Here is a 14,932-nt window from a genome sequence, read left to right as displayed (position 1 = left end):
TCCGGGCGGGGTCACTTGCGGAGGCTGGAACCCATCTCGGAGTCGAACTGGGTCATGCCCTCGCCGTACTTCTTGATGTACTCGGAGATGCCCGTGAGACCTTCGGTGACCTTGCCGTAGTTGTCCGTGTACTCCTGCACGAAGGGCTGGAAGTCGTTCCTCGCCGACGGGGTGTTGTAGCCGTCGGCGGTGAGCGCGTCCAGGTCGGCCTTGATCTTGTTGAGCTGGGCGACCGCGATCTCGTACTCGTTCATGGTCTGCGTGGCGGCGGCGCCGGTCTTCTCGTCGTTCACGATGTAATCGGCCATCGGAATGTCTCCCTTTTCCAAGTCGGTGGTGCGGATGGGTGTTTCATGGACCGTTTCGTGGACCAGCGCCCTACACACGACGGGTGCGGTCATTCGGTTCAGACCTTGATGGGGGCTTCTTCCGGTGGATTCGCCAATTCGGTGTCCTGGTTGGAGTTGACGGCTCCGATGGTTTTCGTGGGAAGCGAGGCAAGGGGTACCTCGGGTCCCTTGGTCTTGAATCCGTGGTCGTTCTCGACCTTCTTGCCGGCCAGGGAATTGCCTACGCCGTAGCCGAGTTTGATGCCCGCGTTCTCCAGGGTGGTCTGCGCGTCGGCGCCGTTGGCGCCCACCTCGTAGCCGACGCTGACGGCTTGGCCGACGGCGCCCTTGAGGATGCTGGTGAGGGCCTCGTAGCCGTATTCGTGGAGCTCGGTTACGGATGTGGGGCCACCCGCGTAAGCGTGGTAGTCGTGGATCGGGGTGTGCTGCTCGTTGAAGGAGCCGTTCGCGTCGACCTCGGTGAGGGTCTTGCCGTTGGCGTCCTTCACCTGCACGGAGCCGTTGTTGTTGACCAAGACGTCGAACGTGGTCTGGTTGCCGTTGTTGTCAGTCGTGGTGACGGTGCCTTCCACGCCGTCCTTGGTGACGGTGAACGTGGTGTTCTCGCCGCCCGCGGTGTTACTGAACGTGGCGCTGCCGTCGGGGTTCTGCGTGATGGTGACGTTGCCCGCCTGGTCGGTGGTGGTGGCGGCGCCGTTGGCGAAGGTGGTGGTGGCGCCGCCGCCGTCGGGGGTGACGACGGGCGCCGCGCCCGGTCCGCCGGTAACGGTGGTGTTATTACTGAACGTGACCTGCGGGGGCCTGGCGGGCCCCTCCTGTCCTGCTCCGGGTTGCGCTTCCGGAACCACGCCGGGCCCGGTGAGGGTGCCGTCCGGTCCGACGGTGACCTTGTCACCGGGCTGGTTGCTACCGGACACGGACACGTCGAAGGAGCCGTCGCCGTTGGCCTTCACGTCGAACGGGCCGTTGTGGACGGTGGAGTCACCCTTGCCGCCGACCGGGACGTCCACGGAGGGCCCGCCGCCGTTGCCGCCCACCGTAAAGGTCTCGGGGCCCGGCGCGGGGTCGCGGTTGAAGGGGTTGTGCGGGCCGTCCAGGATGTCGGACTTCTGGCCCGGCGTACCGGCGTTCTCCACGTCGCCGGGGCTCTTGCCGAGGGTGCTGTTGTTGGTGTCGACGCCGGTGTTGCCGCCGTAGAAGCCGTCGTGGTGCACGACGGGGCCGCCCCCGGGCGTGGGCACGGTGATGCCGCTGTTGCCGTCGCCGGTGACGGTGCTGATGGTGGTGTCGCCGGGGTTGTTGCCGATGGGGTTGCCCGCCGTGTCGACGGGAAGGTTGGTGGCCGGGTCGACGTGGGTGCCGGAGGGGCCGAGACCGGTGACGCCGCCGGGCGCGAAGGTGCCGGTGGCCGGTCCGTACGTGACGGAGAACTCGCCCTCGGGTCCGCCCGCGTTCGGGCCGTGCACGACGGTGCTGCCGGGCTCGTGGACCGGGTCGGCACCCTGCGTGGTGATCGTGGGGCCGTCCGGGCCGTTGGACAGGGTGTTCTGACCGCCCGTCATCTCCGGTGAGCCGAACAGGCCCCAGCCCTCCTGCTGCGGGGTGTTCACCGTCACCTGGGTGTTGGTGCCGGTGATGCCGGCGCCGCTCGGCGAGTTGTTGACCGTGGCCTGGCCGTTGTTGTCGACGGTGTGGCTGACGCCGGAGTCGTGGTGGAGTGTCGTGGTGGCCGGGCCGGTGCCGTCGTTGCCGATGGTGGTCGTGAACCCGTCGTTGGTGAATGCGGTGGTCTGCCCGTCCGTCGAGAGGGTGGCGCCGTTGTTGTTGGTGATCGTGCTGGGGGCCGGTGCGGGCGCAGGTCCGCCGCCTGCGGGGTTCGGGCGTGGCGGCACCTTCGCCTCGGCCCCGTCGGGGGTCTGTGTGGTGATCGTGCCGTCCGCGCCCGAGTTGACGGTCGTGGGCGGACCGCCGGGTGTCTGGTGGTGGGTGACGGTGACATCGCCGCCCGGGTCGACCGTGGTGTCGACGCCCTGGGTGCTGACGCCGTTGGTGCCGACATCGGCCTGCGCACCGCCGGCTCCGGTGTCGGTGAAGGTGGCCACGGGGTTGTTGGCGGCGTCGGTGTTGGCGGTGATGGTGACCGGGCCGTTGGTGACGGTGCCGGTGTTGTCCACGCCGAAGTTGCCGTTGTTGTCGGCGGCGGTGGTGCCGTTCGGTCCGGTGGTGACCGTGCTGTTGGGGCCCGCCGGCGCGTTGTTGCTGATGGTGCCGTCGTTGTTGATCGTGCTGTTCGCGGTGTTGGTGCCGTTGACGTCCGTCTGGGCGCCGTTCCCCGTCAGGGTGGTGTTGCTGCCGCCTGAGGTGGTGACCTGCGTCGGGTTGGCTCCGTCGGCCGGGTTGACGGTGACCGAGGCGGGCCCGCCCTGCGGACCGACCGTGGTCGGGCCGTTTCCGCCCGTACTCACCGACGTACCGTTCTGACTGACGGTCGTCACGCCGTCCGGGCCCTGGCCGACCTGGACCGGGTTGACGGTGCCCACGCTGCCGCTGATGCCGTCCGGGCCGTGACTCGCCTGGATCGGGCCGTTGCTGACGGTCGTGGTGCCGTTGTCGCCGACCGTCACCGTGGTGTTGCCAGGACCGCCCGTGTTGACCGTCTGGCTGCCGGCTCCCGCGGGCGCCGACTTGGTGACGGTGCCGTCGCCGTGGACGCTGGTGGTACTGCCATCGGCGGTGGTGACCTGGGCGGGGTCCTGGCCCGTGGGCGGTTTTACGGTGACCGAGGCGGGCCCGCCCTGCGGACCGACCGTGGTCGGGCCGTTTCCGCCCGTACTCACCGACGTACCGTTCTGACTGACGGTCGTGACGCCGTTCGGGCCCTGGCTGGCCTGGATCGGATGGCCGGTGCCCACGCTGCCGCTGATGCCGTTCGGGCCGTGGCTCGCCTGGATCGGGCCATGGTTGACGGTCGTGGTGCCGTTGCCGCCGACCGTCACCGTGGTGCCGTTCTGGCCGTGGACGGTGACCGAGTGGCCGCCGCCGTTGTCCACGGAGATGGTGGTGTTGCCCGCGTTCACCGGATTTCCGGGGGTCGGCTGCGGCACGGCCGGCGGGACCGGGTTGCCCTGCGCGTCGTTGGCCGTGATGGTGCCGTCGGCGCCGACGTTGATCTGCTGGTCACCGTGGGCGATGCTCGCCGAGCCGTCTTTGCCGACCGTGGTCGAGCCGCCGATGGTGACGCCGTCCGCGCCGTGGCTGATCCCGTCGACGTGGAACTTGCCGTTGGGGTTGATGGTGAACGTCGTGCCGTCCGGGGCGCTGAACTTGATGTCGAGCGGCGAGAAGTCGACCTGGCCGCCGGGGCCGGTGGCCGTGCCGCCGCCGTTGCCGTCCGTGGTGATGCCGTTGACGGAGACGCCGCCGTCCGGGCCGGCCGAGACCTGTGGGTGACCGCCGGGCGGTGTCACGTCGAGGCCGCCGCCGGGCTTGGTGGTGACGGCGGTGCCGTCGGGGCCGTTGAAGGTGACCGGGGCCGCGCCGGACGGGCCCACCGCGATGTCCCCGTTCGGGTTGACGGTGACCGGCGGCTGGGCGCCGGAGGGGTTCAGGTCGAACTGGCCCTGCGGGTTGACGGCGATCGTCCCGCCGTCGGGCGTGCTGAACTTGATGTCGGTCGGCGAGAACGCCACGTTCCCCCCGCCGCCGGTGGCCGTACCGCCGCCACCCCCGTCGGTGTTGATGTTGCCGGTGGTGATGGAGCCGTCCGGGCCGACCGAGACCTGCGGCTGACCGCCGGGCGGCGTCACGTCGAGCGAGTTCCCCGGCCCGTTGAACTGCACCGTGTCGGGGGTGGGGCCGCCGGTGTTCACCGTGAACCCGGTGTGGTCGAGCGTGGTGGCGGGGCCGCCCGGCGTGGCGATGGTGGCGCCGCCGGCCGGAGGGATGCTGGTGCTGACGTTGGTGTCGGTGAAGGTGACCGGGCCGCCCGCGTTGGCCGGGGGCAGGTTGACGTTCTGGCCGCCGCCGTCTCCGTTGACGACGCTCACGTCGCCGTTGTTGCCGACGTTGGCCTGCGTGCCGTCCGGCAGGGCGAATCCACCCCCGGGGTTCCCCGTGTTGCCGTTGAGCGTGGTGTTGCCGAAGTTGATGTCGACGTTGCCGTCGGCGGGGTTGTGGGTCACCACCGGCTGGCCCGCCGGGGGGCCGTTGAAGACCGAGTTGACACCGTTCTGGTTGTCCGTGGTGAGCCCGCCACCACCCACCGTCGTGGAGCCGCCGTTGTCGGTCAGGGTGAGGCCGTTCGGGGTGGAGATCGTGTTGTTGTTCACGGTGAACTCCGGCGTGGGACCACCGCCGTCACCGCCGGGCGAGCTGAACGTCGTGGTGCCGTCCGGCCCCTTGGAGACCTCGCCGAACGGTCCCGAGGTCGTGAAGCCGCCGTTCGGGCCCAGCTCCGTGGAGAGCGCGGGCTTCTCCGACTGCGCGGGCGCGAACTCGCCTCCGAGCCCGCCGAGGATCTGCTCCTTCGTGGTCGGGCCCTGAATCGGGGTGCTGATCGTCGTCGTGTTGCCGTTCGAGGTGATGACGTCCCCGTCCGGGCTCTTGATGGTGTTCGTGCCGTTCGCGGTCTTCGACGTGAACCCGTCCGGTGTCGTGGTGGTCGTCGACGTCTCGGGCCCCGGGACTCCGAAGGGCAGGTCGTCGGGGGCCTCGACCTGGTCGGCCTTGGGACCGGGCGGGGTGATCTTCGTCTCGGTCTTCGCGCCGTCCGGGGTCGTGACCTTCGTCTTGACCTCGCCCGTGGCGGGGTCCGACTTGGTCGTGCCGTTGATGCCGTGGAAGCCGGTCTTCTGCGCGCCCTTGGTCTCGGAGAACAGGACGTTGCCGGGTTTGAACTTGCCGTCGACGACACCGAGGCTGTTCACGGAGAACGCCTTGTCGATGTTGCTCTTGAACTTGCCCTTGGTGGTGAAGGCGTCCTTGATGCTGGTGGCGAACTTCGTCCCGCCGAACAGGGTGAAGGCACCGGCCGTGGCGGCACCGAGCGCGGCGCCCTTGGCGGCCGAGGCCGCGTCGAACTTCTTCCCGTCGATCACCGCCGTGATCCCGCTCGCCAGGAAGCCGAGGGAGAACTCGGTGGTCACGTCGATCGCGAACTTGGCGCCGAGGGCCAGACCGGGGGACGCCTTGAGACCCACGAGTCCCTTGGACAGCGGGTCGATGATCTTGCGGACGAACGTCGAGTTCTTCAGGGCCGCCGAGACCGCCCCCGAAGCGGTCCCGACGCCCTTGCCCACCTTGGCCAGGAACGGCGCGAACTTCGCCAGCTTGCCGGCCGCCCCGACGATCTTCCCGAGCCCGCCGAGCAGCACTCCACCGGGTACGAGGGTGAGCAGGCCGATGATGATCTCACCGGCGTCGATCTTGCCCTGCGACACCATCCGGATCACCGACACCGCGAACAGGATCGCGCCCAGGATGAGACCCACGACCGGGAAGAACACGGCGACGATGCCGATGATGACACCGGCGATGATCTCCACCAGCGGGTTGTCCGCGAGGAAGTCACCGAACGCCTTCACGAAGTCCCTTGCGGGGATGGCCTGTTCGGCGGCGTCGTCGAGGACGATCGTGGCCCTGTCGGACCCCTCCTCGCGTATCCGCTGCGCCATGCGGCCGAGCTCCTCGGCGGCGGACAGCGCCTCCTTCGCGGCGTTCACCTCGCCCTGCTGCGTCTGGTGGGTCTCGGCCTGCTCCGGGGTGGCGTCCGCCGCGAGGGCCGGGACCTCCGTCTTCGCGGCGGCGGCGACCTCCTGGCCCTGGTCGATGGCCCGGTCCAGCAGGTCCTGGGCGCTCGTCAGGGTGTTCGCGTACTCGTCGTAGGCGCCCGCGGCGGTACGGAAGGAGTCCCTGGTCTTCTCCAGGAGCCCCGGCAGGTCCTTGGTGATGCGCGTCTTCAGGGCGTCCATCGCCTGGCCCTTGCCGCGGCGCAGCGCCCCGTCGTCGCGCAGCAGCTCGACCGCCTCGCCCGCCCCTTCGCTCAGCTCCTGATAGGTCTTGGCCAGTGTTCTGATCGCCTCCGGGTTCCCGGGGGTCGGGTCCTCCCCGAACCCGAGCACCTCCCAGCCCGTGGCATGCCGACGCGCCATCTCCAACTCCTCCCGGCTACAAGCCCGTTCGGCACCTCCTAACGGGGTGGTCGGCGTTTCGGTTCAGCTCGTTGAACCGACCCGGGGCTCCACGCGTGTGACGGCCGACGCAATCAGCAGTGCGCGTCACCAGGCCCCGTACGGAGGAGGACGAGAAAGATGCGCGACGCCCCGAGGACGACGAACGAAGCGCGGCGGCCGGCGCCGTGGCGCACGACGGCACGGGTGACGGCGGTGTGCGGTCTGGTGGCCGTCGCCTGGCTGGCGCTGCCCGCACCCGCGCAGGCTCTGGGGCCGGTACGGGCTCCGGCCTCCGCACCGGTTCCGGCAGCCGTGCAGGCGCAGCCCTTCCGGGTGCTGCGGGCCGATGAGGTGACGAAGTACTACGTGGTCAGGTCCGCGCAGGAGAACGGCGGCGAGCAGGAGACGCTGTTCGGGATCGCACAGCGCACCCTCGGCGACGGCGACCGGTTCGAGGAGATCCTGGTCCTCAACAGCGGGCGCCAGCTGCCGGACGGTTCGGCTTTCGTGAGTCCCGACCAGCTGACCCCGGGCTTCCCGCTGATCCTGCCGGAGGACGCGGACGGGTCCGGCGTGGAGTTCGGTGTCCTGCCCGAGGAGAACGCCGATGCGGCGAAGCCCCCCGCACGGAGCGCCTCCCCCGCGCCCCGCGCCGCGGCCGGCCGGGGCTCGGGACCGTTCGCCGGGCTGGGCGACCGGCTCGGGTCGCCCTGGCTGATCGGGGGTGTTGCCGGCGTCACCGCACTGACCGTGGTGATCGTCGCGCGGCGCCCGATCGGCCGGGCCGTGCGCGCCACCGGCTCCGGGATCGCGCGGGCCGCCCGGGTGCTGCGGCCGCGGCTGCCGCGCGGCCTGGCGCTCGCGCTGCGGCGGCGTCGGCGGGGCGCGCTCGCGCGGCGGCTCGCGGCGGACACCCGTACGCCGGCGGTGGTGCGGCAGGCGCTGCGCGAACTGATCCCCGCCGACGCGGCGGAGGCGGAGCGCCCGGTACGGGTCTACAGCGTCCTCGCCGAACCCACGAAGCTGCTCGCGTCGGTGTCGGGGGCACACACGGCACCCGCGCCGTGGACCGCGCTCGAACCGAATCGCTGGGAGCGCACCGGACTGCCCTCCGTCATCGAGGGCGATCCGGCGGCCGAAGTGACGCTCGCACTGCCACACCTCGCCCGGATCGGGGTGAGCGAGCGGGGCGCGCAGGTCATGGTGGACCTCGGGCAGATCAACGGCGCGCTGAGCGTCAGCGGTGACCTCGTCGTCGCCCAGGACACCGTGGCGGCGCTGGTGCGCGGGCTGCTCGAACTGCCGCGGCAGAGCACGGTGGTGGTGTCGGTGGACCCGGGCGCGAGCGCCCTGCCCGGCCTCAACGGTCTGGTCCGGGTCCGCTCCGTGTCGGAGGTGACGGGCAAGGCCCCCGAGGAGATCCTCAACTCCGCCGAGGAACTGGGCGTCGGCCTGGTGCGTGGCGCCGCCCGTACGGGCGAGGTCACCGGCTTCGTCGTCCTCCAGGACGCGCCGACCGCCGAGGAGGCGCGAACGCTCGCGGACCTCACCGGGTCGGAGGGCGGCGGGTGGATCGTGCTGACGGTGGGCGACGTACCGGGGGCGCACTGGCGGTGGTACGCGGAGAACGACGGCAGCGTCGACCTGGGCGTACTAGGTCTGCGGGTGGTCGTTCCCACGCAGACGTTGGCGGGGGCGGGCACCGGGCGGGTCTGACCGCTCGCGACCCGGAAAAAGAACTTCCCGGGAATTGAACCACCCTGCCACAGCGGCCGTTCTCACAGTGACAGTGACCGGCCAGAAGGAATTCCGGGACCAGAAACTCCGCCCCGGCAGTCGGCCGACTCCTCCCCTGCTGCCGGGGCGGGCCATTACTTCAGTACTTCAGCACTTAGCACTTCAGCGAAAAGCAAATTCCCCAAGATTTCCGAAAGAGGGATACCCATGCGTAAATTCACCTACGTCCCGGTCGTATTCACCATCGCCGCGGTCATGCTGACGGCGGCCTGCACTAGCTCCCAGGGCACGGCGGCGACCACCACCGGATCCGCCGGGCGCGCCGCCTCGACGGGCAACGGTGCGCAGCCCTCGCAGGCGGGCCGCCTCAGCGTCTGGCAGAGCAAGCAGCTGGGCCCGGTCGTGACGGACGGCGCGGGCTTCACCCTGTACCGCTTCGACAAGGACACGGCGAAGCCGCCCGCTTCCAACTGCGCGGGCGACTGCGCCAAGGCCTGGCCGCCGGTGCTCGCCGACGGTGCGAAGGCGGGCCGCGGCGTGGACCCCGGGCTGCTCGGCTCGGTGAAGCGCGCGGACGGCACGAGTCAGCTGACGCTCGCGGGATGGCCGCTGTACCGCTACGCGCAGGACACGGCGCCCCGGCAGACCCGCGGGCAGGGCGTCGGCGGCACCTGGTTCTCGGCCGCACCCGACGGCACGAAGGCGAAGGCATCGGCGCAGGAGGCCCCGAGCGAGCCGAAGGACCTGCCCGCTCTGTCCACGGTCGACGACGAGGAGCGCGGCACGATCATCCGCGACGGCAAGGGGCGCACGCTCTACCGCTTCACCAAGGACACCGCCTGGCCGATGAAGTCCAACTGCAAGGGCGCCTGCCTGGAGAAGTGGAAGCCCGCCGGGCTCGTCGACAAGAAGGACATCAAGGGCATCGACCCGAAGCTGCTCACCCCGTACACCCGCCCCGACGGCACGAAGCAGCTCAGCATCGACTGCTGGCCGCTCTACTGGTACACCGGCGACGAGCAGCCCGGTGACACCAACGGCCAGGGTGTGAACGGCACTTGGTTCACGGTGCGGCCCAACGGCAAGCTGGCCAAGTAGTCGTGCCGGCCCGGTCCGGGACCGGGCCGGCACGCTCAGGACACCGGGTCGTCCTCGGCACGCCCGGCCAGGAGCGCGCCGAGCTCCCCGGCCAGCCGGTCGGTGTGGGTCATGTAGAAGTAGTGGCCCCCCGGAACGACACGGAGCGTGAAGGAGACCGAGGTGTGCGCGCCCCAGTCCGATAGTTCCGGGACGGTCACCCCCGGATCGTCCATGCCCTGGTAGGCGATGACCGGCACGGGAAGCGGGCCGCGGGGTTCGTACACGTACCCGACGCCGAGCTCGTTGTCGCGGCGCGTCTGGCGGAGCAGGATGTCGTGCAGGGCCTTGGGCATGGACTCCCAGTCGAGTTCCGACGGCCAGAAGCGGCGCATCCCGCCGAGGACCTCTTCGTCCGAGAGCTTGTCCAGGGCTTCGAAGGGCGGGGCCACGTCGGGCGGCTGCCGGCCCGAGACCAGCAGCGCGCGGGTCGGCGGAAGGCCTCGTTCCAGGAGCTGCCAGACGAGTTCCAGCCCCACGATGGTGCTGAAACAGGTCGCGAACACGGCGTACGGGCGCCCGGCGATGCGCGGTTCGAGTTCGGCCGCCAGCTCGGCTGAGAGGCCGGGCACGGTGAGTTCGCGCGGCGCCCGCGTGCGGCGGCCCCGGCCCGGCAGGTCGGGAACCACCAGTCCGGTGCCGGCGGGCAGGGCCTTGCGCAGCTGGGCGAACATGCCCGCGCCCCCGCCGCCCGCAGGGAGCGCCACGACCAGCGAGGTCTCCTCGGGCGCGTCAGACGTCGAGAGCGACATCGTAGGTTTCGAGCCAGTTGTTGATCTCGACGAGACCCTCCAGAACGATGCGTCCCCCCGCGAGGGAGTCCGGTCCTTCGGCGCCGAGCTCCGCGACCGCCGCCGGGTTGAGCAGCGCGGTGAGCGGCGCGTCCGGCCGTCCGGCGATCTTGCCGAACTCGGCGATGACCGAGGCGTCGTAGGCGGGATCCTGGGTGCGCGGGAAGTGGCTCTTGCGCCGGCCGAGCACCGTGCCCGGCAGCAGATCGCGGGCGGCGGCCCGCAGCAGGCTCTTCTCGTGCCCGTCGAAGGACTTGAACTTCCACGGCACGTTGTAGACGTACTCGACGAGCCGGTGGTCGCAGAACGGGACGCGGACCTGGAGTCCGGCGGCCATGCTCATGCGGTCCCGCCGGTCGAGCAGGATCTGGGAGAAGCGCGTGAGGTTGAGGTAGGTGATCTCGCGCATCCGCCGCTCCGGGCGGCTCTCCCCCGCCAGGACGGGCACCTCGGACAGGGCCTCCTCGTAGCGGCGGGCGTGGTAACCGGTGATGTCCAGCTCGGCGTAGAGGGAGGGGTCCATCAGGCCCGCTCCGGAGGCGTCGTCCTCGGAGTGCCGGGCCAGCCACGGGAAGGTGTCGGCCTCGACGACGGCGGGGTCCTGGAACCAGCTGTACCCGCCGAAGAGTTCGTCGGCGGACTCGCCGGAGAGGACCACCGCGCTGTGTTCGCGGACCGCCCGGAAGAGCAGGTATCCGGAGGTGCTGAGGTCGCCCATGCCCATGGGCAGGTCCATCGCCCGCAGGACGCCCGCGCGGGCGTCGGCGTCGGTCAGGCTGGAGCTGTCGAGCACCAGGGTGGCGTGCTCGGTTCCGCAGTGGTCCACGACGTCCCGGATGAACGGTCCGTCGGGTGTGGCCCGCATGTGGCTGGCGCGGAAGTGGTCGGCGTACCCGACGAAGTCCACGGAGAACGTGGAGAAGGGGCCCCGGCCCTGCTCGGCTGACCAGGAGGAGGCCAGCGCGGTGAGCGTACTGGAGTCCAGTCCGCCGGAGAGCAGCGAGCAGACCGGGCCGTCGGCCACCAGCTGCTCTCCGACGGCGTCGACGAGCAGCTCGCGCACGGTACGGACGGTGGTGTCCAGGTCGTCGCCGTGCTCCACGGCGGTCAACTGCCAGTAGCGGCGGGTCCGGACGCCGTCCCGGCCGATGCGCAGCAGATGACCGGGGCGCAGCTCGTGCAGGCCGTCCATGATGGCGTGGCCGGGGGTCTTGCCGGAGGAGATGATCTCCCGGAGCCCGTCGGCGGTGAGCCGCCGCTCCAACCGCCCTTGCTCGAAGACCGCCTTGGGCTCGGACCCGAAGACCAGGAAGGAGGCACCCCTGTGGTAGTAGAGCGGCTCCACCCCCATCCGGTCGCGGACCAGCAGCAGTTCCTCGGTGCGCAGGTCCCAGAGCGCGACGGCGTACATGCCGACCAGACGGTCGACGAACGACTCGCCCCACTCCAGGTAGGCCCGGGCCAGCAGTTCGGCGGTGCCCTCGGTGCGCAGCCGGTGCCCGCGGCCCCTCAGTTCGGCCCGCAGGTCTCCGGCGTTGAAGACGGTCCCGGTGCAGACGCCCGCCACCAGCTCGGCGCCGTCCTCGGCGACGACGGTCACTTCGCCGCTCCCGCCCGGGTCGGCGGCTGCGAGCCGGGTCCGGCCGAGCGCCGCATGGCCGGTGGTCCAGTGGCCGGAGCCGTCGGGACCGCGGTGGGTCAGACTCTGTGTCATCCGCCGGACGGTGCCGTCCTCGGCGGTGAGGTCGCGGGTGAAGTCCACCCAGCCGGTGATGCCGCTCATCTGATTCCTTCAGCAGTGTCGAAAAAGGGGCCGTGCGTCACTTGAGCGCCAGGAATCCCTCGAAGCAGACGTACTTCTGGACGGTCATCACATCGACGAATCCGGCCCGGGAGAGCAGATCGAGGTTGCCCTGCGTGGAGAACGGCTCAAGGACCCGCTTGAGGCTGCGGCTCTTGCCGACGATGTCGTCCGGGGTGTAGCCCTGTTCGAGTTTGTACTCGGTGTAGAGCTGGGTCATCACGTCCTGGAAGCGGGCGTCGGGGCCGCGGACCTTCTCGAACATCAGGAGTGCGCCGCCCCAGTTGAGGGCCTGATAGATCTCGTCGACCACCGTCTGGCGGTACTTGGGCGGCACGAACTGCAGCGTGTAGTACATGACGACGAGGTCCGCCTTCTCCCAGGTGACCTGGGAGAGGTCCTGGTGCTGGATCTCGATGCTGTCGATGTCGCGGCACTTGCGCCGCGCGATGGTCACCATGTCCTGCTCGCAGTCGACGCCGATGATGCGCGGCGACTTGTGCGCGTGCCTGCGGGCGAGACGCTCGGTGAGGCTGCCGGTGGAGCAGCCCAGGTCGTAGACGGTGCTGTCGGGGCCGACGAAGAAGTCGGAGAGCCGCTCGACGAGTTCGTGGCCGGTGTCGTACAGCGGAACGCTCTTGGAGACATGGCCGTCGAAGTTCTTGCTCGCTTCGCCCGCGAAGTTCCAGCCGGCGTTGGACGCCTGTATGCCGTCGCCCACGACGGCCGCGGCGGGTCCGTTCAGTTCGGTCGGTGCGGTCATTTCGGTACCTTCCGTTGAGGGGGTGGAGCAGAACGCGCGGGAACTCAGTCCTCCTTGGTCGCGACCCAGATGAGGTGGTTGGAGGCCGACCCGAAGGGCCGCTTGTCGTAGCCGCCGTAGGTGCGCTCCAGACGGAAGCCCGCCTGCTCGATCAGCCGGCGCAGTTCGGCGGGGTGGCGGTAGTAGAGCGTCTGCGTGGAGTGCCGCCGCTCCAGCACCAGGCCTTCTTCGTCGAGCGTCTCCGTGATCCGTCGCCGGGTGGCGATCTGCCGGACCTCGTCGATGCTGGACGCGTCCCAGATCGCCACTCGCTGCCCGGTGACCGGGTGGCGCACCTCGCAGGTGAAGTGGAGCCTGTTCTGCATGTCCGCCGCGGCCGGTGCCCGCAGTACGGGCACGCCCGCCGCCCAGCGGCCGCCGGGGGCGACATGGGCGCGGACGGTCTCCAGAGCCGCGCTCAGCGCGTCGTCGTCCTTGAGGAAGAACAGCGGCTGGCCGCCCATCATCACGAGCGGGAACTCCCGGTCCAGGCGCGCCGTGCACATGTCGCCCTCGATGAACGACACGGCTGCCTCGAGGCCCTCGTCCTTGGCCTTGGCCCGCGCCCGGCCGAGCATCGCTGGGGCCAGGTCGAGGCCGACCGCCTCGCCCGCCGCACGGGCGAGAGGCAGGGTGATCCGGCCGGTGCCGCAGGCGAGTTCGAGGACCGGGCCCCCGGCCTCCTTCGCCAGGTCGACGAAGAACCCCACGTCGGGCTGGTCGACGCGGAAGGGCAGTACGTCGTAGACCTCCGCCTCCAGGGCGAATGCCGCAATCATGTCCGAGCTCATTGTTCCTCGTTCCTCCGAGTTCCTGTGCGTCCGTGGCAAGGGCTTGCGGGCAGGGCTTGCGGGCGACCCGGCGCCGCGCGGGTCACGCCTCCTGGGCGGGCATCTTCCGCAGGCCGCGCAGCGGCGACAGAATGCTCCAGACCATGGCGGTCATGGACCCGATCGCGCCGACGAGAAGGGTGGTGCGCAGGCTGGCCGCCTCGCCGAGCAGACCGCCGGCGAAGACGCCGACCGACACCAGCCCGTAGCCCAGGAAGCGGTACGTCGCGTTCACCCGTGCCAGGAAGGCCCTGGGGGTGTAGGCCTGCCGGACGCTGGTGATCATGATGCCGCCGATGGTCCAGCCGTACCCGGCGACCGCGAAGCACGCGATGAGCCAGGGAATCGCGATGGCGTGGCGCTCCGGGCTGAACGCGACCAGCGCGAACGGGATCGAGGCGATCACCGAGGAGGCGATGATCACGCGCCCCGGTCCGATGCGCTCGCTCAGCCGGCCCACGGTCATCGAGCCCACGAGTCCGCCGACCGCGGCGGCGGAGACGACGGCGCCCATCGTTCCGGCGCTCAGGCCGATCTCCCGGATGGCGAACAGCGGGAACATGGCCACGACCCACTGGCTGAACATGTTGAAGAGCGCTCCGATGCCCACCAGCGAGCGCAGCACCGGATCTCCGAAGGCCATGACGAGCCCCTCCTTGAGGGAGGTGAGGCCGTTGGGCCTGTGCTCGGGCTGCTCGGGAACCTTCTCGTCGATCCGGATCGCGGCCAGGCAGCCGCCCGAGACGAGGAAGCTGAGCGCCTGTCCGAGCAGGGTGACCGGCGCGGTCAGCCACTGCACGAGCACACCGGCGAAGCCGGGTCCGCCGACCTGGGCCACCGAACCCGATGCCTGCAGCCATCCGTTGGCCTTCACCAGCTGTTCCTGCGGTACGACGCTGGGGAGCACAGTGGTGTAGCTGATGTCGAACATCACCGTGCCCGCGCCGAGCAGGAAGACCGCGGCGATCAGTATCGGCAGCGTCAGCAGGTCCGTCAGCGCGAGCGACACCACGGCGATCATCAGCGCCGCGCGGGTCAGGTCCGCCGCGATCATCACGGGTATCCGCCGGCGCCGTTCGATCCAGACACCGGCCCACAGCGAGAACAGCAGGAACGGCAGCCAGCGGGCCGCGCCGATGATGCCGAGTTCCCCCGCGTCGGTCTCCAGGACCAGGATGGCCAGGAGCGGGAGCGCCATCTCGCTGATCTCGTAACCGATGAGCGCCGCAGACTGTCCGGTCCAGAGCTTCACGAAGTTGCCCTGCCGGGTCAGCGGCGGGTGGGCGGGTTCGATGCTCTTCTCTTCTTGCACTG

9 protein-coding genes are annotated in these 14,932 nt (G+C 70.3%); 2 read left to right on the top strand and 7 right to left on the bottom strand.

What is annotated here, in order from left to right; all coding sequences use genetic code 11:
* Positions 1–11: 11 nt before the first annotated feature.
* Positions 12–308, bottom strand: coding sequence for a WXG100 family type VII secretion target (locus tag OG842_RS32645; RefSeq protein ID WP_266735754.1), 297 nt, complete (start codon positions 306–308; stop codon positions 12–14).
* A 98-nt stretch (positions 309–406) separates the two neighbouring features.
* A complete protein-coding gene (locus OG842_RS32640) occupies positions 407–6,499 on the bottom strand; it encodes a beta strand repeat-containing protein (RefSeq protein WP_266735755.1) in 6,093 nt (2,030 codons plus the stop codon).
* Positions 6,500–6,658: 159 nt separating this feature from the next.
* Between OG842_RS32640 and OG842_RS32635 the strand changes: the two genes are divergently transcribed.
* A complete protein-coding gene (locus tag OG842_RS32635; protein ID WP_266735757.1) occupies positions 6,659–8,236 on the top strand; it encodes a hypothetical protein in 1,578 nt (525 codons plus the stop codon).
* Positions 8,237–8,464: 228 nt separating this feature from the next.
* Positions 8,465–9,355 carry an SCO0930 family lipoprotein gene (locus OG842_RS32630; protein ID WP_266735758.1) on the top strand — a complete coding sequence of 297 codons (891 nt, stop codon included), beginning with the start codon at positions 8,465–8,467 and terminating at the stop codon, positions 9,353–9,355.
* A gap of 35 nt (positions 9,356–9,390) precedes the next feature.
* Here the strand turns inward: OG842_RS32630 and OG842_RS32625 are convergent, their stop codons facing one another.
* The 5 genes from OG842_RS32625 to OG842_RS32605 form a co-directional block, all read right to left on the bottom strand.
* A complete protein-coding gene (locus tag OG842_RS32625) occupies positions 9,391–10,146 on the bottom strand; it encodes a thioesterase II family protein (protein ID WP_266735759.1) in 756 nt (251 codons plus the stop codon).
* Positions 10,127–11,968 (bottom strand): asparagine synthase (glutamine-hydrolyzing), encoded by a 1,842-nt coding sequence (gene asnB, locus OG842_RS32620; protein ID WP_266735761.1) that lies wholly within the window; start codon positions 11,966–11,968, stop codon positions 10,127–10,129. The genes OG842_RS32625 and asnB overlap by 20 nt, the downstream gene beginning before the upstream one ends.
* Positions 11,969–12,005: 37 nt before the next feature.
* On the bottom strand, positions 12,006–12,749 hold the full coding sequence (locus OG842_RS32615; RefSeq protein ID WP_266735763.1) for a methyltransferase domain-containing protein: 744 nt from the start codon (positions 12,747–12,749) through the stop codon (positions 12,006–12,008).
* Between the two features lie 44 nt (positions 12,750–12,793).
* Positions 12,794–13,567, bottom strand: a complete 774-nt coding sequence (locus tag OG842_RS32610; RefSeq protein WP_266735765.1) for a class I SAM-dependent methyltransferase — start codon at positions 13,565–13,567, stop codon at positions 12,794–12,796.
* 94 nt (positions 13,568–13,661) lie between these two features.
* A complete protein-coding gene (locus OG842_RS32605) occupies positions 13,662–14,930 on the bottom strand; it encodes an MFS transporter (protein ID WP_266735767.1) in 1,269 nt (422 codons plus the stop codon).
* Between the last annotated feature and the right edge of the window lie 2 nt (positions 14,931–14,932).

It is taken from the genome of Streptomyces sp. NBC_00376 (assembly GCF_036077095.1).
GTDB lineage: Bacteria > Actinomycetota > Actinomycetes > Streptomycetales > Streptomycetaceae > Streptomyces.
This window is presented reverse-complemented; position numbering and strand designations above follow the sequence as displayed.